Source organism: Kitasatospora dryopteridis, from assembly GCF_050749075.1.
Lineage (GTDB): Bacteria > Actinomycetota > Actinomycetes > Streptomycetales > Streptomycetaceae > Kitasatospora.
This window is the reverse complement of sequence record NZ_CP192749.1, coordinates 3,349,374-3,372,261: the sequence shown is the minus strand read 5'-3', so window position 1 is coordinate 3,372,261 and position 22,888 is coordinate 3,349,374. Positions and strand designations below refer to the sequence as shown.

Below are 22,888 nucleotides of genomic sequence, written 5' to 3'. Positions count from 1 at the left end.
GGAGCTGTGGGAGCAGCGACGGGGGCACTGCTGGGTCTGGCGATCGGGGACGCCATGGGGCACCCGACCGAGTTCGACACCATGGCGGGCATCGCGGCGGGCTGCCAGGACTGGCGGCGGCTCCCGCTGCCCGCACCCGCCCGGGTCACCGACGACACCCAGATGACGCTCGCCCTGGGCCGCGGCCTGCGCACCGCCCTGGAGCGCGGCGCGCTCACCCCGCTGCGCCTGGAGCGGCCGCTGCGCGAGGAGTTCGTCGACTGGTGGCGCTCGCCGGAGAACACCCGCGCCCCCGGCCGTACCTGCATGCGCTCCTGCTGGCGCCTCAGCCAGGACGGCCGCCGCTGGCAGGAGGCGAGCGACGTCGGCTCCAAGGGCTGCGGCGCCAACATGCGGGTCGCCCCGCTCGGCCTGGTCCGCGACCTGACGGTGCACCAGATGGCCGGTGCGGCCCAGCTGCAGTCCGGGCTGACGCACGGCCACCCCACCGCGCTCGCCGCGAGCGACCTCACCGCGTACACCGTGCGGCTGCTCGCCACCGGCACGGAGCCGGCCGAACTGCCGCGCCTGCTCCGCGCGTACGCGCTGGAGAACCGCACCCGCTACGACGAGTTCTGGCTCGGCGACCTCGCCGAGCAGGCCCAGGACCACTCGGCGCAGGAGTTCATCGCCCGCGGCTGGGACGAGTGCCTCTTCGTCCTCGACCGGCTGGACGCGGCCCTCGCCCGGCCCTCCCTCGACACCGACCCCTGCGAGATCACCGGCGCCGGCTGGATCGCCGAGGAGGCCTTCGCCACCGGCCTGCTGTGCTTCCTGCTGCTGCCCGACGACCCGGTCGCCGCGGTGCGCCGCGCGGCCTTCTCCTCAGGCGACTCCGACTCCATCGCCTGCCTCACCGGTGCCTTCGCCGGTGCGCACCACGGCGAGTCCGCCTGGCCCGCGGAGTGGGCCGAGCGCATCGAGTACCGCGACGAACTGCTCGCGCTCGGCGCGCTCTGGGACTGAGGGAACAGCGACCGCACCGCCGGGCGGGGGTGACCCCGCCCGGCGGTGGCGTCACTGCCGCGCGTACGCCGTCCGCGGATCGGACGGGTCGGCGAGCACATGGAGCAGCTCCGCGGTCGCCGGCTGCAACTCGGCGTTCAGGTGCTGCAGCTGGGTGTCGAGCCGGATCGCGTAGGACTCGACGGCAGCCCGGTCGCCCATCCGGTCGGCGGCCTGGAGCCCGAGCCGGTACAGCACCTCCGCGCCGGGCTCCACGGTGAGACCGGTGTCGACGGCCTCCCGGGCCGCTGCGCGGTCGCCTTCCGCCAGCCGGAGCTCCGCCAGGCGCACCGCCACGTCCACGATCGCGGCGACCATCAGCTGCCGGTGGTACTCCACCCAGGCGTACCGGCGCGGCGGCACCCCGTCGAACGGGCGCCCGCGCACCAGGGCCAGGGCCGCCGAGAGCTCGACCGCCCCCGCCGCACCCAGGGCGAACCCGCGCTCGGCCAGCCTCCGGAAGACCTGCCAGTCGCAGCCGACCTCCGGTCCCAGCACCAGCCCGCCCGGCGACTCGGCGGGCAGGTGCTGCCCGCCCTCCGCGTCCGTGCCGAGCCAGCGCCGCAGCGCCGACAACTGGGCGCTGCGATAGGGCAGCGTGGCGCCGGACGGCCACACCTCGGCCGCCAGCGCGTCCGGCTCGGCACCGGGGTGCAGGGCGATCCAGGCGGCGATCTCGGTGAGCCTGGCGGAGGCGGCGGCGTCGATCGCGACCGCCGTGTCGGTCACCACCGGGTGGCCCAGCAGCGAGATCTGGGGCCCCGAGGTCTCCGGCAGAGCCTCCGGGACCTCCGGCTGCCCGGCCGCGCCGGACTCGGCGGGCACGGGCGGAGCGGCCCAGAGCGGCTCGGCCGGGTCGGCCGCCCCGGTGGACTCCGGGGCCGGCTCCGCGGCCAGTCCGAACAGCCCGAGCAGCGCGGCGTAGTCCTCCTCGTCCAGTCGCTGCGGCGTCAGCCGGCAGGTCAGCGGCCCGAGGGTCAGCAGCCCGCCCGCAGCCCCGGGAAGGCGGACCACCCCGTCGTCCGGCACGGCTGCCGCAGCCACGATCGCCGCGCAGGCACCGGAGAGCGTGTCGGTCAGCTCCTGCTGACCGACGTGCTCGGCGAGGGCCTCGGCGGACAGCACCACCTTCGGCGTCCAGGCGTCCGGGGTGACCGACTGCGAGCGGGCCGTCGCCACCGAGTCCGTCCGGCTGTCCGCCAGCGCGGTACGGATCACCCGGGCCCACGAGCGCAGCTCGCCGAGTGCGGTCGGCAGGTCCTCGGCGACCGCCAGTCGGCCGTACCCGTCGCCGATCGACGTCAGACCCGAGCCGAGGCCGACCAGCAGCACCGAGAGGTCGTCCGACCACGGTGCGGTCGCGAGCTCGACCGCGATCGCCCGGAGCACCGCCCGGGCGTCGGCCGGATCGGTCGGGGCCAGCAGCACCCCGAAGGCCTCCAGGTTCGCCAGCACCAGGGACCCGTCCGCCTCCCGGCCGAGGGTCGCCAGCGCCGGGTAGGGCGAGCAGACCTGCCGCGCCTCCTCCTCCGCCAGCAGCTCGGCGCCGGTGGCCGGGCACACCCAGTGACACGGGTCGGACCCGTCCCCGGCGAGCGCGAACGGCGGCAGCGGCTCGGAGTCGGGCGCCTGCAGGTGCAGCGAGAGCGTCCCGGCCGGGCCGGGCGTCAGCCGGGCGGCCGCGAGCGCCGGCAGGACGCGGCCGGCAGCGGTGACGCGGGCCGCCAGGGTCCGAAGCGCGCGGTCGACCAGCTCGGCACCCTGCGGGTCCTCGGTCGCCCGCATGCGGAGTTCGAACTCGGCCAGTCGGGCGGAGAGCGCGTCCAGCTCCGTGTGCTGCGGGCCGGCGGCCGGGTCCTCGAAGGCGCCCGCCCGGGCGGCCGGCTGCCCGCCCGTGGCCTGCGCCGCGGGCGTGCGAGGCAGCCGCACCTGGCGTCCGGAGGCCCGGTTGCGCTGCTGGAGACGGCGCTTGAGCGCCAGCGCGGAGACCACACCGGCGGCGAGCATGCCGCCCCAGGTCACCGCGGCGACGATGCCGGGGACGGCGGAGTCGCTGTCCGCGGCCGACACGCCGGCGGCGACGGTGGAGGGCTCCGGCGTCGAGGCGGGCGCGGACGGCGCGGCGGGCTTGTCGGTACCGGAGGAGGAGGCCGGGGCAGTCGCCGAGGAGGCGCCGGCCGTCGGTGCCTGGGTGGTCGGTGCCTGCGTGGCGGGTGCCGGTGCTTGGGCGGTCGGCGCCTGGGTTGCAGGTGCCTGCGTGGCGGGTGCCTGGACCGCGGGCGCCTGGGTGGCGGGTGTCCGGGCGGCAGGCGTCTGAGTGGCCGGTGCCTGCGTTGTCGGTGCCTGCGTCGCCGGCGCCTGGGTGGGCGGGGTTGCGGCGGGTCGGTCGGGCGAGGGGAGGGTGATCTTCCAGCCGGGGAAGATCAGGTCGGGGTCGGTCAGGGCCCGTCCGTCCGCCATCTGCCGACCCTGGTTGGCCTCGAAGAGCTCCGGGTAGCGGTCGCCGTCGCCGAGGGTCTCCTGGGCGATCCCGGAGAGCGTGTCACCGGGGTGCACCACGACTTCGTGTCCCGCCGGCCCGTCCGCAGTGGCCGGGGCGGTGCCGAGGTCGGCACGGTCCACCAGGTCGCCGCCGACCGCGTCGGCCGGCATCTCCAGGATCCAGCCGGGCCGGATCAGTTCGGAGTTGGACAGCTTGGCCCCGTCCGGCTGCAGGCGGTCCTTGTTCAGCCGGAAGATCTCCTGGTAGCGCCTGCCGTCGCCGAGGTGGCGCTGCGCGATGTCCCAGAGGGTGTCGTGGTGCCTGCCGTCGGGGGGCTGGATCCGGTAGAACTTCGTTCCGTCGGTGCTCTGCCGGGCCTGGGGTACGGCGGTGGCCGATGCCGGGCCGTCCGTCCGGCCGGCGGTCGGCGCGGTGGTGGCGGTGCCGGTCCCGTCCTGCGCGGCCGGTGCCGCGGTCGCCGTGGCGGAGGCGACGGGACGGACGGTGGGCTCGGCGGCCACGGCGGTGCCGGCGAGTGTGGGCACCAGGACGGTGGCGCCGGCCGACACGAACAGCATGGTCGACACGAGTTTGCGGGCCAGTGCCTGGGTGGCTCCGGCGGCGGGGACCCGGACCGGCATCCCGATCCCGGACACCGCCGCCCGCAACTCGACCAGGACGCAGAACAGGAACTGTGCCCACACCAGCCACACCGCGACCGCGAGGACGTCGACGAACACCTCGGTGGTGATCGGTTCGCGGAGCAGCTCCAGCGTCGGCACCTCGTGTGGCAGCGGCCAGCCCACGTACCGGACGAGCCCGTACGGGATGCCGCCGACCAGGGCGAGGAGCGCCACTGCGGCGGCGAATGCACGCAGGACGTCCGCGGCCGTGCGCTGCGGACCGTTGCCCGGTCCAGGCCTGTTCTTTCCCCCGAATACCACGCCAGTCCTCTGTTGGTCCGTCAGGAACGATGAGCGGCAAGCGCCGCGACCCCTGTGCAGGTGTGAGTGAACAGGGCCGGAAATGAATGAAGTTGAGCGTTGAGCTGCCGGAATATTCTACTGGGGGGTGATATCCGCTGCCATGAATTGACCAACCGTCGAAGGCCGGCCGGCGCACGGCCCCGGCGGTCGCCGCCCTTCCCGGGGCCGTGCTCGTGCGGTCTGTCCGGTCAGCCCGTGACGACGGTCTGGATCTCCTTGACGGTGATCTCCTGCGGCGGTGCCGAGACCTGCACGTGCCGCGGCCAACCGGCGCCGCCCGCACTGAAGTTCACGTCCCACACCAGGGTCGCCGTGAGGCTGTTCCGGGCGTGCACGGTCGCTCGCAGGAAGGTGAGCGAGCAGTCCGAGCCGCCGGCCGCCCCTGCGTGCCAGGCCGTGCCGATCGAGCCGTCCGGCTTCACCTTGCAGCTCAGTCGGGACGGGGAGGCGTCCGCGTCCGGACCGCTCACCGTGATGTCGAGCCGGGTGGGCACGGCGGTGACGGTCGCGCTCATGTTGAACCTGGGCAGCGAGGCGGTGGCGGACTGCGCGGGGATGGTCTTGGCGTCGACCCAGATCCAGGTCGGCAGGTTCACCGTCTGGGAGGCCGGCTCCGGCGACAGGGTCACCCGGGTGTCGGGGATGCGCAGGGCGCTCGCGGCGATCTCCGCGAGGACCGTGGTGTTCAGGACGGTCCGCCCGCCGACGCTCGGCGTCCCGTTGTTCACCCACCGCCAGGGCCAGCCGCCGGGGATCCCGGTGTCGGACCACTCGGCGGTGGAGGCGTTCGAGTTGCACACCCACGAGTACCAGCGCCCGGTGGCGTCGTCGTTGGAGAGCTGCGGGCCGTAGAGCTCGCCGAACTGCCTGATCTCCTCCACCGGCACGTTGTCGATGTGCATCATCTTGTTGATCGTCTGGTAGACCTGCCGGAACTCGGCCGAGGTCATGGACGGTTCCCACCAGCAGGTCGGTGGCTTCCAGTCGGTCACGGCCGCCTGGCTGCCGCCGGTGGACTTGCTGCTGCACGAGATCTGCGACCGCACGTTCTGGCTGTTGATGACCACGGTCGGGAACGAGCACGCGCCGGTCGGGGATCCGGTGCCACCGCCGTCACCGGCTTGCGCCGGGGGCGGGGTGAGGCACAGGACGGCGAGTGCGGTGAGGACGGCGGCGGGGAGTCTCCTTGCTACTGGCACCGTGAATCTCCTTCGTGTCCGAGGAGGGCAGATGTGAGCCAGCGTCCGTCCGCAGCCTTCTCCAGGATCGCGTCGAAGAAGATGTAGTCGGTCCGGCTCGGAGTGGTGGTCAGGACCTTGCCGGTGGCGACCTCCCTGGCGAACGCCTTGGTCTGGTCCTCGCACCAGGTGACGTTCGCCTTGGCGGCGTCGACGGTGACGAACTTCGGGTCGTAGACGCGGTAGGCGCCGGTGACGGTGTGCTTCTTGCCGACCAGGTTCGCGATGTACGTCCGGTCGTGCTGGCGGGCGCTGGCGGTCTTGACGGTCGCGGTGGTCCACTGCTTGTAGAGCGCGTCCTCCGGGTCCTGGCGCCCGATGGCCTGGTAGACCGCCCGGTACCGGGCGGTGACGCCGGCCAGGACGGCATCCTTCTGCGGGTCGCCGGTGGGCTGGGCCTCGACCGTCAGGGTGACTCCGTCGGGAAGCACCGCCTCCGGGACGCCGGCGGCGGAGGAGGGCGATGCGCTCGCGGACGGCGAGGCCGAACCGGTGGCGGCTCCGGCGATGGTCGGGGCGTCCGTGCTCTTGGCGCCGTTGCTGCCGCACCCCGTGAGTGCGGCCATGCCGAGGGCGCCGGCGGCGATGGCGGTTCCTACCGTACGAAGTCGCATGGTTCTCCCGTTGCTGTTACTGGACGACCGCCTCGGCCGTCGCCTTGCCGTGCACGGTCAGGCTGTCCGTGTAGAACATGTTGATCATCGCGGGCGTGTACGTCAGGGCGATGTGTGCGGTGACGGCGTTCGTGCCCACGGGCTCGCAGTAGGACTGCGCGACGTCGGCGTCGGAGAGACCCGAGCGGCGGGCGAACGTCCTGACGTTGTCGGTGCAGGCGGCGGTGTCGACGGCGACCGCGCCGCCGCTCCGCAGTGCGTCCACGTCGATGTGGCCGGCGGCGAAGCGGGCGGCCTGTTCGGCGATGTCGGCGGCGCGTTCGCGCTGGTGGATGGAGAGGCCCCCGTCGATGACGAAGGCGGCCAGGGTGATGAAGAGCAGCCCGAAGAGCACCGCGGCGACCGACCCCGAGCCGCGGTCGCCCGAGAGGCGGCGCCGGAGCCAGGTCATCCCGTCCTCCGGAAGGTGTCGAGGGGAGCGGTGGAGGTCGCTTCCACGTGGGTGGAGACGTCGAGGCCGAGCGAGGCCAGCCCGTGCACCTCGCAGCTGACCCGGACGGTGAACATCCCGCCGGACACGAACGGCCCGCCGGTGTCCTCGACCGTGACCTTGCCGCCGGAGCAGATCGACGCCGCGTCCGCGGCGGCCGCGGCGGCGGCCGCCCGGACGGCCGCCGGACGGGTGCGCTCGAGCGAGCCGGCGCGGGCCGCGTCGCGGGCGGCGCCGTCCAGCGAGCTCTTGGCCCGGACCAGCAGCCCGAAGGCGACCAGCACCAGCACGAACAGCATCAGCAGCGGTGCCAGGAAGACCATTTCGACCGCGCTGACACCCGCGTCGGGGTGCCGCCGCAACGCCGCACGGCGGCGCCTGAACCAGTCAGCCGCCATCCGGGACGAACCTTTCGATCGGTCCGATCGAGGTCGAGACCACGTGCAGGTCCAGGAAGGGCACCACGCTCGGGACGTCGGCCTCGACCCGCACACCGACCTGGTCGCCGGCCGCGAGCCGCTTGCACGTCGGGCCGAGGACCAGCTGGGGGCCGAGGCTGTCGACGTAGTCGCCGGCCTTCCGGCAGGCCTGGGTGTCCCAGTCGCCCGAACGGTCCGCGGTGGCACGGGCTTTGCGGGCCCCGGCCTGTGCGGAGGCCTCGACGACCTCCTGGGCGAAGAAGTACATCGCGAACTGCACCGCCGCCAGGATGATCATGAACAGGACGGGGGTGAGGAAGACGAATTCGACCGTGCTCATGCCGGAGTCGTCCTGCAGCCGTGCCCGCAGCGCGCGGATCCGCCGTCGCACTGTCCTTCACCCCCGTTCCTGGTCACAACACCCGGTTTGGCCGGGTTACTTGCACTTACCGCTGTTGCTGTGGGTGGAGCCGGTGATGCACTCACCGGTGTCCTTGGCCTTCGTCTCCAGGGCGTTGTAGAGCAGCGTGCCGACGACGATCACGATGGCGACGATGATCGCCGAGATGATCACCCACTCGACCGCGGAGGCACCCCGGTCGGTGCCCCTGTCGCGGGCCCGCTCGATCCGGGCGAGCAGCATGACCTTGGTGTAGTCGAGCGCAGGGTGCGATATCACCGGAATCCGCATTGCATGTCCCCCTTGGAGGTGTGAAGTGATCTGCTCCGACCGGCGGTTCACCACTGGAGCACCCGCATGACGGCGGGAAAGGTCAGGAAGATCAGGAAGGCCGCGCAGAGCAGCAGCTGGGCCACCAGCATGGACTGGGACTGGGCGCCGGCCTGGCCCTCGATCTCGGCCATCTCGCGGTGCCGCATGGTCTCGGCCCGGGCCGCGAGCGACTGGCGGACCTTGGCACCGTCGTCGGCGACCAGGCCGAGGGCGGCCGAGAGGTCCTTCAGCTCGTCCACGTTGAGCCGGTCGCCGAGCCGGCCGAGTGCCACCCACTGGCTGACGCCGGTGAGCCGGGCGTCGGTGAGCGCGTCCCGGATCCGCCGCAGTGCCCAGCCGTCGCTGAGTTCGGCGGCCGCCATCAGGGCCTCGGGCAGACCGCGGCCGCCCGCCAGGTTCATGGCCACCAGGTCGAGGTAGGCGCCGACCACCCGGCGGAAGTCCTTGCGCTTCTCCTGCGCGTTGTTGCGGATCTCCAGGTCCGGCAGGAAGAAGAACAGCGCCATGCAGGCGAGCGAGAGCCACACCGGGACGAGGAGGCTGCGGCTGAGGCCGGTCAGCCACAGCCCGGAGGCGATCAGCGGCCCGAACAGCAGCCCGGACACCGACAGCAGCACCTTGGTGGCCAGGAACCCCTCCCAGCCCCGGTCGAGGATCGCCAGGTCGGCCCGGAGCGAACGCTGCTGCCAGCCCATGCGCGCATAGAACTCGGCGACCCGCGGCCCGATCGCCGCCCGCAGCCGTGACCCGCGCTCGCCCTGGCCGTCGGGAACGGAGGCCGCCATGTACTGGCCCCGCGAGCGCAGTGCGTCGATCTGCGCGACCGTGGCGGCCGCGCCCGGACGGCCGGGGAACACCGCGCGGACGAGCAGGAACAGGCCGAGGCCGAGGGCGGCGCCGGCGAGGGCCTGGTAGATCACCGGACCACCTCCGAGGGCATCCGGCCGGCCAGGAACCGCTCCGGCGTCTTCACCTTGGAGAGCCGGCGCAGCCACCAGAAGCCGGCTCCGAAGAGCGCGAGCACACCGGTCAGCACCAGCTGTCCGACGAAGGTCCCGTACGGGGCGACGAACTCCCGGTTGAGCACCGACAGGCCGAGGATGAACACGGCACTGACGGCGACCACGATCTGCACGCTGCGCCGGGTCGAGGCGCGCTGGGCGATCACCCGCTGTCGCATGTCGACCTCCTCGCGCGCCGACTTGGCGAGGGCGCCCAGCACCTCGCGCAGACCGGGCCCGCGCAGTCGGGAGTTGAGGATCAGTGCGGCGATGACGAGGTCGGCACTGGGGTCGTCGAGCTCCTCGGCGAAGAGCTGGAGGGCGGCCGGCAGCGGCATCCGTGCACGGAAGCGGTCGATCATCGCGTTGAGCTGCGGACGCAGCATCGGCCCGGCGGCCCGGGCAGAGGCCGGGATGGCCTGCTCGAGGCCGACCGCGCCGGCGATGGTGTCCCGGAGGGACTCCGTCCAGGCGGCCAGGGCCTCGACCCGCTGCATGGCGGCACGTTCCTCGCCGGCACCGCCGAACAGCTGGTTCCAGCTCAGCACCAGGATCGCCGAGGCGATGCCCGCCACCGGCCAACGGGAGACCAGCAGCACGGCCAGGCCGACGCCGAGCGCGAGCAGGCCGCGGCGGCCGAGGGAACCGAGTGCCTCGCCGACCTTGGGGCGCCGGTCCGGCGGCGGGGCGGGCCAGCCGTACAGCGAGACGACGAGCAGCGCGAGGCCGCCTCCGCCGACGATGCCGCAGAGCAGCGCGGAGAGCGCGACGGGTGAGAGGAGTGCCGTCATATCCACATCCCGCTCGGCTGGTAGCCGTGGGCGATGAGCTCGTCCACGCAGGAGATCTGCGAGTGCGGCATCAGGACACCGTCCGTCGTCAGGGCGAACACCTCGCTGGACAGCACCCGGCCGTCCACGCCGTTCACCTCGCGGACGGAGGTGATCTGCCGCCGCAGCCGGCCACCGGAGTGGAAGTCGTTCACCCGCTCGACGAAGACGACGAAGTTGACCGCGCCCGCGATCAGCATCTGGCTCGCCTCGACCGGCAGGTGCTCGGCCGCTTGCAGGGCGTAGGTGGAGATGCGGTTGAACACCTCCATCGAACTGTTGGCGTGGATGGTCGACAGCGAACCGTCGTTGCCCTGCGACATCGCGTTGAGCATGGTGACGATCTCGTCGCCCAGGACCTCGCCGACGATGACCCGGGAGGGGTTCATGCGCAGCGAGCGGCGGACGAGCTCCGCCATGCCGACCGCGCCGAGCCCTTCGGAGTTGGGCAGCCGCTCCTCGAACGCCACGACGTTCGGGTGGAGTTCGGGGAACTGGTCGAGGCCCAGCTCCAGGGCCCGCTCGACGGTGATCAGGCGTTCGTGCGAGGGGATCTCGTTGGCGAGTGCGCGCAGCAGGGTGGTCTTCCCCGCGTTGGTGGCACCGGCGATCATGATGTTCTTGCGGGCGCGGACGGCGGCCGCCAGCATCGACCCCAGCTCCGGTGTGGCGGTGGCGTTGCCGACCAGGTCGGCCAGGAACACCTTGCCGAGCCGGGCGCGGCGGATCGACAGCGCAGGGCGCCGGGTCACGTCCATGACGGCCGACAGGCGCGAGCCGTCGGGCAGCCGCAGGTCGAGCTGCGGGTTGGCCGAGTCGAACGGGCGCGACGAGAGGCCGGAGTAGGCGCCGAGCACCTGGATGAGCTCGACCAGCTCCTCGTCGGACTCGGCCACCGGGTCGCCCAGCACCTCGCGGCCGTCCGAGTAACCGATGAACACCCGGTCGCAGCCGTTGATGTCGATGTTCTCGATGTCCGGGTTGTCCAGCAGCGGCTGCAGCCGGCCGACGCCGTACAGCGCCGCGTGGACCGCCGAGGCGAGGTTCTCCTCCTCCTCGGCCGTCGGGGGCCGCCGGCCGCCGGTGATCTCGGCCCGGGCGTACTCCTCCAGCACCTGGCCGATCACCGAGCGCGCGAACTGCCGCTCGTCCTCGGTGGACATCCCGGCAACACCGGACAGTGCGTCCACCCGGCGCTGCTCGGCGAGCCGGTCGCCGACGTCCTGGCGGAGCCGCTTGACGAGTTGGTGATCCATGATCAGCGCACCTCCGGCTCGCGCGGTCGGGTGGCGGACACCGGACCGGTCCGGAAACCGGACGGCAGGGTGACGCCGTTCGGGGCGGGCTGCGCCACGGCCGGCGGTGCGGCGGGCTCCGGTGCCCGGTACGCCTCCTGCGGGACGTACGCCGGCGGAGGCGTCTGGGGTGTCTGGGGTGTCTGGGGTGTCTGGGGCACCTGGGCGGCGTACGGCGCCGGTGCCGGTGCCGGTGCCGGGGGAGCGGGTTCGGGTACCGGAACGTCGGCCCGTGCGGGTGCGGCGGGCAGGGGACCGGTGCCGACGCCGTACCGCGACCGGAGGGTGCGGGCGACCTCCCGGGCCGAGCGGACCAGCAGCGACCGGCCCACCCGGCCTCGCCGACGGCCCGCCAACTGCTCGGCGCCGGAGGGGTCGTCGGCGATCGCGCCGAGCAACCGGACCGGCAGTCCGGATCCGGCGAGCACGTCCTCCACCTGCGAACCGAGCGACTTGCGGCGACCGGGTTCGACGATCAGCAGCACCCCGATCGGCGGGGTCGCGAGCGAGCCGGGAGAGGTGCCGTGCAGCCTGGCGGCGAGCGCGGCGGCGCGGTCCCTGGTCCGGCCGATCTGCTCGGGACGGGAACCGCTGACCAGCAGGACGAGCGAGGCGTGCGGCAGCAGGTCGAGCGCGGGGGAGTCCGGTCCGATCCGGCCGCAGTCGGCGATCACGTCGATGCCGTCCGCGTCCGCCAGGCCGGCGAGCGCCCGGCCCAGCACCGGCCACTGGCCGGTCCATCCGGCGGCCTGCTCGGCGACGGCGAGGCCGATCAGGGCGTCGAGGCCGCCGGAGAGGCGCTGGGAGTGTTCCATCACCTGGCCCGGCGTGAGACCGCGGCGGGCGGCGGCGGCCAGGGAGAGCATGCCCCGGTTGGGGTCGAGCGGTCCGCCGTGGTCGGCGGCCTGCCGGTACGCCAGGTCGCCTCCGGCCGGGTCGCACTCGGCGAGGAGGGCGCGGCGCGGCCAGACGGCGGCCAGGGCGAGGGCGGTGGTGCTCACACCGGGTGAGCCCTTGCCGCTCGCGAGGGCGATCAGTGCCATGGTTCCGCCCCCGCTGTCAGGATCCGGCCCGGGCGGGCAGCAGCACCACGGCCGCCTCCCCCGACGACGCCGCGGACGCGACCGCGGCAGCGCGGTCGGCGGGCACGTAGACCGAGAGATTGAGTCCGGACGAGATCGACCCCGAGGAGTCGTCGGCGATGCCCTGGACGACTGCCTCGGCGGCGAGCACCGTGCTGGCGGTGCCGGAACTGCCGGGCGCCGCCGTCGCCTTGCCGGCGTCCCTTCCCACCCAGAGCACGCGGACGCGGTCGCCCTCGCGCAGGCCCGGCGGGTACTGGCCGGACTTCAGCGACAGGCCGACCACGACCTGGTCCGCCTTGATGCCCGGGGAGTCGCTCAGCATCTGCCCGGTGAGCAGCGTGCCCGGCACGATCTCCGAGACCGCGTAGTAGCGGTCGGTGAGCAGGGAGCGCTGGGTCCACGGGACGACGGTGAGGCCGGAGTCCTTGGCAACCAGGACCTCGGTGATCGCCCCGGCCGGGATGTGCTGGCCGGCCGCGATCCGCTGGGTCACCTTGATGGCCGAGATCCGCTCACCGGAGCGCATGACCAGGACGGTCGTTCCCAGCGCGCCCGCCAGGACGAGGAGTACGGCGAGCAGCGCGAGCGCGGGCTTCCGCTCGCGAGGTGCGGACGGCAGCCGCTCCCCGTACGGAGCCTGCGGTGCCGGCTGCGCCTGCGGGGCACCCGCCGGCTGTGCGGCGGCGGCACGCTCCGCCGCCGCGCTGGACTTTCCCCCGATAGCCACGCGTAGGTCCCCTGTTGATCCGTCGGAACAGGGCGCCGGGTGATCCCCCTTGCACCCCGTTGCGCGTGAACGGCCATGTGTATGACCAAAATTGATCGATGAACGCCGAGGCATTGTAGCGGCCGGTCAGGCCGTGTTGTCCATCGGAAATCCGAGTAGGTGCAGGTTGACGATCCGTCATGTCCCTTTGTGGGACGGTTGATCCCATCGCCGCATGCGGAACCTCCGCTTCCGCGATCAGCCGCTGAGATGCAGCCGTGCGAGGCGGGCCCGCAGCCGTGCGGCCCCGGGCGCGTCCGGGACGAGTCCGCCCAGGGCCAGCAGGTCGCGGCCCAGCGCGACGGCGGTGTCCCGGTCGGCCACCTGCTCCCAGGCCTCCCGCGCCCGGCCGAACGCAGCCAGCGCACCGGGGTGTTCGGCCCCGTGCGCGGACGCGAGATCGGCCGCCAGCGCCCGGTACCGCTCCACGGCCGTCGCCGGATCGCCGCCGAGCAGGGCGATCCGGGCGTGCAGCTCGCGCAGCAGGGCGGACTCCTCCGGGGTGGAGCCCGATTCGGCCAGCCGCTCGGCGGCCAGCCGGTCGGCCGTCCGCCAGTCCCGGGCGGTCAGCGCGTCGCCGAGCGCCGAGCTCCCGTGCTCCGGCGGGGCGGTCGTAGCGGCCGGAGCTACGGGGGACTCCGTGAGGGGGGACGGGCCGGTGCCCGTGGCCGCAGGCCCGTCGGCCGGGTCCCCGAAAAGCTCCGCGAGCGACGGGGCGGCGGACTGCGGCCCGCCGACCGGGGTGCGCTCCGGGCCCGGCCGGGCGGTCTTGCCCTTGGCCTTGCCCTTCCGCCGCCCCTTCCCGGGCTGCTCGGGCGCCGAGAGGACCGACTCCGTGCCGTCCGGCGCCACGGCGAGCAGCCACACCAGCCCCTCGGCGTCGGCCAGTTCGACCCGTACCGCACGTCCCAGCTGCCCGGCGGTCGCGGCCGCGTGCGCGATCGCCGCGGCCCGGCCGTCGGGCCCGTGGGCCCCGCCCACCGGTACGCCGTCGACCGTGGCCGACCCGTCCTCGCCGATCACGGCGACGAGCAGGGGCCACCCCGGCACCTGCGGGGTCCCCGCCTTCCCGCTCATCCCTCGTCCTCCGTCCGGTGCACGGCCGCGGCGGCCCGGCGGATCGGTAGGCCGGCGGCCACCCTCGTTACCGCCACTCGAGGACGGCGATGGTCGGCTCGGCGAGGACCCCGGCCATGGTGCTCCCGGCGAGCTCCTTGGGCGTGCTGTCCGGGGTGGTCGGCGCGACGAACAAGCGGTAGTTCTGCGACTTGGCCGTCCGGTAGAGGAGTTGGCCTCCGTCGGGGGAGACGGCCAGGAGGTCGGGCTCGTCCGCGGCGGCGAGCTGGGTGAGGATCGGCTGACCGGAGGCCGCGGCGTCGTAGCGGCCGGAGGCGGCCACCTTGTCGACGTCGAGGATCCAGAAGTTGTGGACCTTCCGGGGGTCGATCATGACCGGGAGGGGGTCAGAGGTGCACAGCACCCGGTGGCCGTCGAGCATCCGCCACGGTACGCAGGCGTCCTCCGAGAGGGCGTCGCCGAACGGCGTGTCCGCGATCTTCGGCACGTCGGCGGTGCCCTCCGTCCGGGTGCCGTACGTGGGGGAGGCCGCGGAGAAGTCCCAGAGCCGGAATCCGTTGCGCGTGGGGTCGTTGGCGCCGACCGCCCTGGTGCCGTCGGGGCTGACCGAGACCCGGAAGGCGAGGAGGGCCGAGGGCTTGTCGCCCACCAGCCACAGCTGCGGCGCGTCCTGGGTGCGGGCCGAGGGCAGCGGCGCCGTGGCCCGCTCGGCCAGGGCACCGGTGTCGGCGGCCCGGCTGGCGATCCGCACCGGGTCGCGCGGCTCCTTGCCCGGGACGGTGAACCACAGGCTCCTGCCGTCGGGCGCGAACAGGGCGTCCTGCTCGGCGGGGACGCCCGCCGCGCCGGGCGCCTTGGCCGTGAGGTCGGTGTACTTGCCCGCCCGGTCCACGTGGCCGACGTGCGATCCGCCGGTCTGCGGGTCGCGGACGGTGACGGCGAGTCGCTGGTAGTCGCGGTCGAAGAGCTGCCGCAGCCTCGGCATCAGATGGGTCGTGGGGTTGCTGCCGGCGGACTGCGGGTTGTTGTGGAGGCACAGGTCCTGCAGGGCCGTGGCCGGGCCCTTCCGGTCCATGAACTGGGCGTGCTCGGGCAGGGCGAAGGAGACCTCCGCGACGGGCTTGGCGGTGTCCGGCCGCCAGCCGGTCAGGGACACCCGCGCCTTCGTGCCGTCCTTCTCCGCACGGCAGTCGGCGGTGATCACGATGCCCTTGGCGGTGAAGTCGGTGCCGATCGCCCCGTCGTCCGCGCTCGGCCCGCCGCTCGCCGGGGCGGGCCCGGACGGCGTGCCGCCGTCGGTGCCCGAGGAGCAGGCCGCCGCGAACGGCAGCAGCAGGGCGGCCGCCGCCAGGGCGGCCCCGGTGCGGGCCGGGAAGGCCAGTGTCATCGAATGTTCCCCCTGTGTCCTGGCGGGTACCGCCACAGCCGACGGCGGCAAGGCTAGACGGATCTTGGTGGGCCCGGCGGGAAGTCGTGCAGATGTCTCCTGCGTCACATCGGGGTGCTCTCGATCTGCGAGATCCGCCAGTGGCCGTCCGCACCGCGCTCCAGGGTGAGGAAGACGGCCGCCTTCGGGCCCGGGCCGTTCCACCCGTCGCGGCCGTGGGCGGTGCCGTCGACGAGGAGCTGGCGCTGGGCGCTCCGCTCGGTGTCCGGGGAGTGCTCCTCGGTGCCGAGCACGGCCCCGGCCTCCGTCCAGGCCCGGTGCCGCGACCAGCCGAGCCAGTCCGCACCGGCACCGGCGCGCGGCGCGTACTCCCGCTCCTGCCCGGCGAGCCGGTCGTCGAGCAGGCCGGCGGCGGCCGCCCGCAGCAGCGCGTCGTGCGGGCTGATGTCGTACGCCGTGTCGTAGCCGTAGGCGGTGGCGGCCCAGGCGAGCGCCACGGCGGTCGGGTCCTGGCGTCCGCCCGCGGGCGGCGGGGTGATCGGCGAATCGGGCCCGAGCGGCCGGCCGGAGGGCAGCGGGGCCGCCACCGAGGGCGGGTCGGCCGACGGCACGGCGTCCGAGGCCGTGGCCCGCGGCTGCGAGCGGACTCCGAACGGGTCGGGCGGCGCTCCGCACGCGACGCAGCCGAGCAGCAGGACGGCACCGGCCGCGGCCGCCCGCCGTACGGTCTCGAACACCGGCATCGGTTCGCTCCTCCCCGCCCGCTCAGGCGATGTGCCGCATGACGACGACGGTGTTCTTCGGGCCGGCCGAGCCGGTCCACTGGGACAGCGGCGTGATCTTGACCACGTCGCCGGTCTTGGGGGCGGCGATGACCCGGCCGTCGCCCATGTACATCCCCACGTGGCCGGGGTGCTCCCGGCTGCCGTCGCTGCCGGGGGTGAACAGCAGGTCGCCGGCCTGCAGATGGGCCAGATCGGGGACCGCGGTGCCGTCGTCGACCTGGGTCCAGGTGGTACGGGTGATCCGTACGCCGGCCGCGCGCCAGGCCATCTGCATCAGGCTCGAACAGTCGCAGTGGTGCTGCATGTTGCTGCTGTGCGGGTCGGTGCAGTCGCCGCCGAACTGGTAGGCGGTGCCCAGGGCGGTCATCGCGGCCGCGACGGCACGCTTGCCCATCTCGGTGCCGGTGCCGGTCGGCAGCGGGCCGCCGCCGGCGACGGTGTACTTGGTGATCAGGTCGCGGATCCGCAGGATGTACTCCCGGGTCTCCTTGTACGGCGGCACGCCGTGGTGCTGCTGGACCGCGCCGGGGCCGGCGTTGTAGGCCGCGAGCATCAGCTCGATCGGATTGCCGGTGGCGTCGCCGTCCTTGATGTACTTGCTGACCAGTTTCAGCAGGTGGCAGTCGTAGTTGCCCTGGGCCATGATCGCGTCCGGCGGGTCGAACGGGCTGTTGGTGCCGTCGTTGTCCGCGTCCTTGCCCCAGGTGGCCCAGGTCCCGTCGATGAACTGGGACAGCCCCTTGGCATTGGCGGGCGAGACGATGTCGGGGTCCCAGCCGGACTCGGCCTCGATCTGCGCGGCGATGACGGGCGCGGTGAGCCCGAGTTCGGGGCAGAGCATGCCGGCCTGGTTGATCCAGGTGATCCACGCCTTGTTGGGGATCTTGGTTTCGTCGAGGATGCCGCCGATCACGTTGCCCACCGGTGTGCTGAGCCCCGGATCGCCTCCGATCGCGGCCAGCAGCATGACCGGCAGCATCACCACCGCCAGCATCGCCCCCAGCGCGCCGACCACGACCTTGCCGGCGGATCCGCCGCCCCCGTCCGCCACTTCGCCCCCGTCCGAAGCACGCCTGCGGATACCGATACGGTCACAACAGGCCATGAACGATCGGTAATTTGCCATAAACATTGCTCGCGCGGCGTGAGTTCCTGCAAAGATCTACCAGCCCTGCCGCACGGCGGCCGCAACGGGCGAGACAACCACATCGGGGGACTGACATGAGGTCAATGCTGGGGCGCACCACGTATCTTGCCGACGTCTTCCAGCCGACCAAGGGCGCGCCGCCGGAGCTCGACAGCAGCGTCAGCAAGGTGCTCGGCTTCATCGCCTGGGTGGGAACCGCGGCCGGCGTGGTCGGCATCCTGGCGGTCGGCACCATGATGGCCGTGTCCGTGAAGCGCGGTGAAGGCTCCGAGCACATGGGCAAGTTGGCCATGGTGCTGGGCGGCTGCGTGTTGGTCGCCACGGCCGGCCCGATCATCAGGTTCCTCTTCGCCTGACGGCCGGTCATGATGTGGCGCAAGCGCGAACGAGACCAGTGGGACGGGCCGTTCTGGCAACAGCGCAGCTGGATGGTGGCGGCGGTCTTCCTCACCTCGCTGCTCTCGATCGGCGCGGCGGGCCTGATGGCCGGCCGCGACTCCGGGAACGGCGGGAAGCCGGTGGCCGCGGCCTCCTCGGCAGCCCCCGCAGCGGGGCCGACGACCACCGCGGCGTCCCCGGCGGCGCCCGCCGTGTCGGCGTCCGCCGGTGACGGCGACCGCGGACCGGGCTGCCGGACCGACGACACCGACCAGGCCCGCCCGACGAAGGCACCGGAGGGGACCGAGTTCAAGCTGACCGGCGTCACCCTGGTGCCGACCTCGCGCACCGCGGGCCCGCTCGTCCAGGACGGCGGCGTCTGGCGCTGCTTCGCCCACACCCCGGAGGGGGCCGCCCGCGCGGCCGCGGTGATCAACGCCGTCGACACCCCGCGGGACGACTGGGAGGCCTCCGCGAGGCTGCAGTTGACGCCCCAGGAGGCGGCCCGGCGGTACGTGGACAACCGCAAGGCCGACCCCTTCGGCGAGCCGCTGAAGGGCGTCGTCATCAAGATGATGGGCTTCGCGATCCAGACCTACAGCCCCGAGCAGTGCACGGTGATGATGCTCGCCAGTGCAGGCCCGGACCGCTACCTGGTGGTCACCCGCACGGTGCGCTGGGTCGACGGGGACTGGCGGATGCTGGCGGACCAGGACGGCTCACTCGGGCAGAAGGCCCTCACTGTCGGTGGCACCAACGGATTCGTGATCTGGTAGGCGCGCATGGGATGCGGTTGGACGGACATCGTTTGCGAGGCCAAGGAGGTCGTCAAAGCAGTGGCCGACAGCGCGGTGGGGGCACTGGCGCAGGCGATCGGGGACGCCGTCGGCTCGGTGATCGAAGCCTTCGCGACCCTGTGGGTGAAGGTGCCGAGCTCCCAGATCGAGGGCTCGCCGGCGGTCGCCAGCATCAACGGCAGCATCTACTGGATAACCATGGCCGTCGCGATCGGATCGGTGATGGCCGCCGGAACGAAGATGGCCCTCGACAGACAGGGGGAGTCGCTGCAGACCCTGCTGAAAGGTCTGGGGCGACTCGTCCTCGTGGCGTTCGCGGGGCCGTTCGCGGTCCAGCTGTTCAGCGACGCGTCGGACGCGGTGACCAGTGACCTGATCGGCCAGGCCAAACTCGGCGACGACGTCAAGAAGGCCCTCGGCGCCATGGTGGCGACCAACCCCGGCCTCGTCATCGTCTTCGGCATCCTGGTGCTGGTGGCCTCCCTGATCCAGGTCATGCTGATGATCGTCCGGATGGGCGTGCTGATCATGTTGGTCGGCACCCTTCCGCTGGCGGCCTCCGCGTCGATGACCGGCTGGGGCGGCGACTGGTGGAAGCGCCACACCGGCTGGCTGATCGCCTGGCTGCTCTACAAGCCGGCGGCAGCGCTGATCATCTTCTCCGGCGCCACCATGACCAGCAGCGACAACAAACTCCTCACGCAGATCGCCGGCATGGCGATGCTGGTGCTGGCCGTGTTCACGCTCCCCGCCATGCTCAAGCTCGTGGTGCCGGCAACGGCTGCCATGGGCGGCGCCTCGGGCGGAGGCATCGCGCTCGCCGCGGGCACCGCCCTGGCCTCGGGCGCCGTCCAGCTCGCCGCCGCGGGTGCGACCGGCGGCGCCTCCGCCGCGGCCACCTCGGGATCGATGCAGATGAGCAGCCTGAGCGCCTCGATGAGCGGCCCGACCGGCTCGTCCGCCGGCGGCGGCGATCCCGGTGGAGGCGGGGGCGGGAGCGGGGGCGGCATGCTCGCCATCGCCTCGTCCGCCGGCGGTGGTGACCCCGGCGGTGGCGGTGGTGACTCCGGCGGTGGCGGTGGCGGCGGTGGCGACCAGGGAGGCGGTGGAGGCGGCTCCCCGCCCGGTGGCGGCATGACGACCGCCACGATCACCGCCACCACGATGTCCGCGGAGTGGAGCAGCACGCCCGCCCAGGGCAGCCGGCCCGCGGGAGGCAACCAGACGACCGGCGGGACCGTCGCGATGGACACGCTGCGCGCCGCCGGGGGAGCGGCCCAGGACGCCCTGGGCGACACCGACCAGGTGACCTGACCGCAGCCGTCGGCAGGGATCGGTACGAAAGCGGGGGGACATGACCGGGAAGGCGGCCAACAGCCGTCCGACGTACGGGAACTGGCGCAGGCCGAGGAAGCCGGGAGTCGGCTCCCTCGGCCTGCTGGGCACGCTGATCGGCTTCGCGGCCGTCGTCGTGGCCCTGATGATGTCCCTGGTGTCGCTGCTCCTGGCGGCGGCGGTGCTCGTGCTGGCCGTGATGGTCGTCGCCCCGCTGGCCGTCCGTACGGTCGACGGACGCAACGTCTACCAGATGGCCGCGGCACGGGCGGGCTGGGTGATGCGGCTCGGATCCGGCTCCCACCTGTACGCGGCCGGGGTGCTCTCGCCGCGCCACCTCGGCCGCCACCACCCGCCGGGCCCGCTCGCCCGGACCACGATGCTGGTCGGACGGGACTCGCTGGGACGCGAGTTCGGCGTCCTCCACCACACCACCCGGGCCCGCTACACGGTGGTGCTCGGCTGCGACCCGGACGGCGCGTCCCTGGTCGACGCGGACCAGGTCGACGTCTGGGTGGCCTCCTGGGGCGCCTGGCTCGCACGCCTCGCGCACGAGCCGGGTCTGCGCGGCGCGTCGGTCATCGTCGAGACCGCCCCCGACCCCGGCACCAGGCTCGCCGCCGAGGTGCTGCCGAGACTCAGCCCCACCGCCCCGGCCGCCGCCCGGGCGGTGATGGAGCAGATCGTCGCGGCGTACCCGTCGGCCTCGTCCGAGATGCACACCTACATCTGCCTCACCTACGGCAGCACCGGCCTGCGGCGCAAACCCGAGGAAGTGGTCGCCGACCTGGCCGGCCGACTGCCCGCCCTCTCCTCCTCGCTGATCGCCGCGGGCGGCGGCTCCGCCTACCCGCTCTCCCCGGAGCACCTGGCCGAGGCGGTCCGGGTGGCCTACGACCCGCGCTGCGCGGGCGACATCCTCGCCGCCCGCGCGGACACCGCCGGCAGCGGCGTGACCTGGGAGGACGCCGGTCCGGCCGCCACCCACGAGAGCGCGGGGCACTACCGGCACGACTCCGGGGTGTCGCGCAGCTGGCTGCTCACCCTCGCCCCGCGCGGCACCGTCCGCTCCTCGGTGCTGCAGAACCTGCTGGAGGCGTCCCGCGGCACCCGGCGCAAGCGTGTGGCGCTGTTCTACCGCCCGATGGAGCCCGCGATGGCCGCCCGCGCGGTCGAGGCCGACCGGCGCAACGCGCAGTTCATGGCGAACTCGAAGAAGGGCCTGGTGCAGGCGCGGGCCGCCCTGGAGGTCAGGGCCGCCGAGCAGGCGGCGGCGGAGGAGGCGGCCGGGGCCGGCCTGGTCGAGTTCAGCGTGGCCGTCACGGTCACCGTGGACGATGAGTCCGAGCTGGCCGATGCCAACGTGACGATCCGCAACCTGCAGGCGTCCTCGCGGACCCACCTGCGCGCGGCCGACCGCCAGCAGGCCGCGGCCTTCGCCCTCACCCTCCCCGTGGGCCTGCTGCCCTGGGAACTGACCCTGCTGCCGCACCAGATCAGGGAGGCCCTGTGAGCAAGAAGTCCTCCGCCCGGAAGACGCCGCCGGTCCCGAAGCCCGGCGGCTACGGCTGGGCCGGGCCGGGCGGCGGCCAGGTCGGGCACCTCGACCCGCCGGCCCTGTGGCGCGCCACCACCGTCCAGGCCTGCGGCCTGTGGCCGTTCAGCGCGGGCTCGGCCGCGCCGATGACCGGAGTGCCGCTCGGCCAGCACCTGTTCACCGGCGCGACGGTCTGCGGCGACCCGATCTCCTGGTTCATGCGGGCCCGCTACATCTCCAATCCCAGCCTCTTCCTGCTCGGCATGCCAGGCCTCGGGAAGTCCACGCTGATCAACCGGATGCTGATCGGGCTCGCCGCGACCGGTGTCGTCCCGCTGGTCCTCGGCGACCTCAAGCCGGACTACGCCGACACCGTCCGCGCGCTCGGCGGCCAGGTCCTCTCCATCGGCCGCGGCGTCGGCGGCATCAACGTGCTGGCGCCCGGCGCCATGGGCGAGGCCGCCCGGAAGATCGGCGGCGAGGCCGGCCGGCAGCTGGAGGCCGAGACCCACGGCCGCGTGCTCAACATGGTCGCCGCCCTCATCACGATCGTCCGCGGCCGGGCGATGGACGACCACGAGCAGTCGGTCCTGTCCGCCGCCCTGCACGTGCTGCGCGAGCGCACGCCGTCCGGCACCGACCCCGTCCTGCCGGACCTGCTCGCGGTGATCGACGAGGGCCCCGAGCGGGTGCGCGCCGTCACCCTCGACCGCGGCGACGACTCCCGGTACCGGGAGGCCGTGGACCCGCTGCACCGCTCCATGCTCGGCATCCTGGACGGCCCGCTCGGCGGCACCTTCGCCTCCCGCACCTCCACCCGCATCGACCTCGACGCCCCCGCCGTCTGCGTGGACATCTCCCGGATCGGCGAGTCGGACACCCAGCTGACCGCCGCGGCCATGCTCGCCGCCTGGTCCGACGGGTTCGGCACGGTCGCCGCCGCCCACGCCCTCGCCGACGCCGGACTCGCCCCCCGCCGCTGGTACTTCGCGGTGATGGACGAGCTGTGGCGGCCGCTGCGCGCCGCATCCGGCATCGTCGACCGGATCGACGCCCTGACCCGCCTCAACCGCTCGCTCGGCCTCGGCGACGCGAAGATCACCCACACCCTGAAGGACGCCGAGGCGCTGGGTGCCGAGTCCGACCGGGCCAAGGCCCGCGGCTTCGTCGAACGGGCCGGCATGGTCGCCTGCGCCGGCCTGCCGCGCAGCGACCTCGTCGACCTCGGCCAGGTGGTCGGCATGTCCGAGCGCGAGATCGACCTGGTGTCCTCCTGGTCCTCGCCGCCCGGCTGGGCCGCCCGCGCCGACGAGGAGCCGCCCGGCCGCGGCCGTTTCCTGATCAAGGTCGGCGGCCGCCCCGGCATCCCGCTGCGGGTCAGCCTCACCCAGGCCGAGCGCGAACTCCACGACACCAACGCCCGCTGGCGCCCCACCACCCTGGAGAAGCAGTGAGGACCGCC

22 protein-coding genes are annotated in these 22,888 nt (G+C 73.5%); 6 read left to right on the top strand and 16 right to left on the bottom strand.

All coding sequences use genetic code 11. The features are described 5' to 3' along the window. Positions 1-6: 6 nt before the first annotated feature. Positions 7-1,005 (top strand): ADP-ribosylglycohydrolase family protein, encoded by a 999-nt coding sequence (locus ACQ614_RS15275; protein WP_431679112.1) that lies wholly within the window; start codon positions 7-9, stop codon positions 1,003-1,005. A gap of 51 nt (positions 1,006-1,056) precedes the next feature. On the opposite strand, the gene ACQ614_RS15270 is transcribed toward ACQ614_RS15275, so the two are convergent. The 16 genes from ACQ614_RS15270 to ACQ614_RS15195 all read right to left on the bottom strand — a co-directional run bounded on the left by ACQ614_RS15270 (position 1,057) and on the right by ACQ614_RS15195 (position 17,283). Next, a complete protein-coding gene (locus ACQ614_RS15270) occupies positions 1,057-4,383 on the bottom strand; it encodes a LysM peptidoglycan-binding domain-containing protein (protein ID WP_431679111.1) in 3,327 nt (1,108 codons plus the stop codon). A 317-nt stretch (positions 4,384-4,700) separates the two neighbouring features. Further along, positions 4,701-5,711 (bottom strand): hypothetical protein, encoded by a 1,011-nt coding sequence (locus ACQ614_RS15265; protein WP_431679110.1) that lies wholly within the window; start codon positions 5,709-5,711, stop codon positions 4,701-4,703. Beyond that, positions 5,702-6,364: a hypothetical protein gene (locus ACQ614_RS15260; protein ID WP_431679109.1), complete on the bottom strand. Its 663-nt coding sequence runs from the start codon at positions 6,362-6,364 to the stop codon at positions 5,702-5,704. The genes ACQ614_RS15265 and ACQ614_RS15260 overlap by 10 nt, the downstream gene beginning before the upstream one ends. A 16-nt stretch (positions 6,365-6,380) precedes the next feature. Further along, positions 6,381-6,815, bottom strand: a complete 435-nt coding sequence (locus ACQ614_RS15255) for a TadE/TadG family type IV pilus assembly protein (RefSeq protein ID WP_431679108.1) — start codon at positions 6,813-6,815, stop codon at positions 6,381-6,383. Then, positions 6,812-7,252: a TadE/TadG family type IV pilus assembly protein gene (locus tag ACQ614_RS15250; RefSeq protein ID WP_431679107.1), complete on the bottom strand. Its 441-nt coding sequence runs from the start codon at positions 7,250-7,252 to the stop codon at positions 6,812-6,814. The genes ACQ614_RS15255 and ACQ614_RS15250 overlap by 4 nt, the downstream gene beginning before the upstream one ends. After that, positions 7,242-7,613, bottom strand: a complete 372-nt coding sequence (locus ACQ614_RS15245) for a TadE family protein (protein ID WP_431679106.1) — start codon at positions 7,611-7,613, stop codon at positions 7,242-7,244. Before ACQ614_RS15245 ends, ACQ614_RS15250 begins: the two co-directional genes overlap by 11 nt. A 96-nt stretch (positions 7,614-7,709) precedes the next feature. Next, on the bottom strand, positions 7,710-7,964 hold the full coding sequence (locus tag ACQ614_RS15240; protein ID WP_431679105.1) for a hypothetical protein: 255 nt from the start codon (positions 7,962-7,964) through the stop codon (positions 7,710-7,712). A gap of 47 nt (positions 7,965-8,011) precedes the next feature. Then, a complete protein-coding gene (locus ACQ614_RS15235; protein WP_431679104.1) occupies positions 8,012-8,926 on the bottom strand; it encodes a type II secretion system F family protein in 915 nt (304 codons plus the stop codon). Next, positions 8,923-9,798, bottom strand: coding sequence for a type II secretion system F family protein (locus ACQ614_RS15230; protein ID WP_431679103.1), 876 nt, complete (start codon positions 9,796-9,798; stop codon positions 8,923-8,925). The genes ACQ614_RS15235 and ACQ614_RS15230 overlap by 4 nt, the downstream gene beginning before the upstream one ends. Next, positions 9,795-11,093: a CpaF family protein gene (locus tag ACQ614_RS15225; protein WP_431679102.1), complete on the bottom strand. Its 1,299-nt coding sequence runs from the start codon at positions 11,091-11,093 to the stop codon at positions 9,795-9,797. The genes ACQ614_RS15230 and ACQ614_RS15225 overlap by 4 nt, the downstream gene beginning before the upstream one ends. A 2-nt stretch (positions 11,094-11,095) precedes the next feature. Continuing rightward, positions 11,096-12,175, bottom strand: a complete 1,080-nt coding sequence (locus ACQ614_RS15220) for a hypothetical protein (protein ID WP_431679101.1) — start codon at positions 12,173-12,175, stop codon at positions 11,096-11,098. 16 nt (positions 12,176-12,191) lie between these two features. Continuing rightward, complete coding sequence (locus ACQ614_RS15215) at positions 12,192-12,944, bottom strand: hypothetical protein (RefSeq protein WP_431679100.1); 753 nt, start codon at positions 12,942-12,944, stop codon at positions 12,192-12,194. Between the two features lie 237 nt (positions 12,945-13,181). Next, positions 13,182-14,060, bottom strand: coding sequence for a hypothetical protein (locus ACQ614_RS15210; protein WP_431679099.1), 879 nt, complete (start codon positions 14,058-14,060; stop codon positions 13,182-13,184). Positions 14,061-14,127: 67 nt separating this feature from the next. Further along, positions 14,128-15,447: a hypothetical protein gene (locus ACQ614_RS15205; RefSeq protein ID WP_431679098.1), complete on the bottom strand. Its 1,320-nt coding sequence runs from the start codon at positions 15,445-15,447 to the stop codon at positions 14,128-14,130. A 104-nt stretch (positions 15,448-15,551) separates the two neighbouring features. Then, the gene (locus ACQ614_RS15200; protein WP_431679097.1) at positions 15,552-16,190 is read right to left on the bottom strand and encodes a hypothetical protein; all 639 of its coding nucleotides are present in this window, start codon (positions 16,188-16,190) and stop codon (positions 15,552-15,554) included. 22 nt (positions 16,191-16,212) lie between these two features. Then, complete coding sequence (locus ACQ614_RS15195; protein WP_431679096.1) at positions 16,213-17,283, bottom strand: NlpC/P60 family protein; 1,071 nt, start codon at positions 17,281-17,283, stop codon at positions 16,213-16,215. 170 nt (positions 17,284-17,453) lie between these two features. Between ACQ614_RS15195 and ACQ614_RS15190 the strand changes: the two genes are divergently transcribed. From ACQ614_RS15190 to ACQ614_RS15170, 5 genes are read left to right on the top strand one after another with little or no spacing between them, the layout of a single operon-like run. Further along, complete coding sequence (locus ACQ614_RS15190) at positions 17,454-17,735, top strand: hypothetical protein (RefSeq protein ID WP_431679095.1); 282 nt, start codon at positions 17,454-17,456, stop codon at positions 17,733-17,735. A gap of 9 nt (positions 17,736-17,744) precedes the next feature. Then, the gene (locus ACQ614_RS15185) at positions 17,745-18,533 is read left to right on the top strand and encodes a hypothetical protein (protein ID WP_431679094.1); all 789 of its coding nucleotides are present in this window, start codon (positions 17,745-17,747) and stop codon (positions 18,531-18,533) included. Between the two features lie 60 nt (positions 18,534-18,593). Next, positions 18,594-19,868 carry a hypothetical protein gene (locus tag ACQ614_RS15180; protein WP_431679093.1) on the top strand — a complete coding sequence of 425 codons (1,275 nt, stop codon included), beginning with the start codon at positions 18,594-18,596 and terminating at the stop codon, positions 19,866-19,868. 40 nt (positions 19,869-19,908) lie between these two features. Continuing rightward, complete coding sequence (locus tag ACQ614_RS15175; protein WP_431679092.1) at positions 19,909-21,402, top strand: SCO6880 family protein; 1,494 nt, start codon at positions 19,909-19,911, stop codon at positions 21,400-21,402. Further along, positions 21,399-22,880, top strand: coding sequence for an ATP/GTP-binding protein (locus ACQ614_RS15170; RefSeq protein ID WP_431679091.1), 1,482 nt, complete (start codon positions 21,399-21,401; stop codon positions 22,878-22,880). Before ACQ614_RS15175 ends, ACQ614_RS15170 begins: the two co-directional genes overlap by 4 nt. The last annotated feature ends 8 nt before the right edge of the window (positions 22,881-22,888 follow it).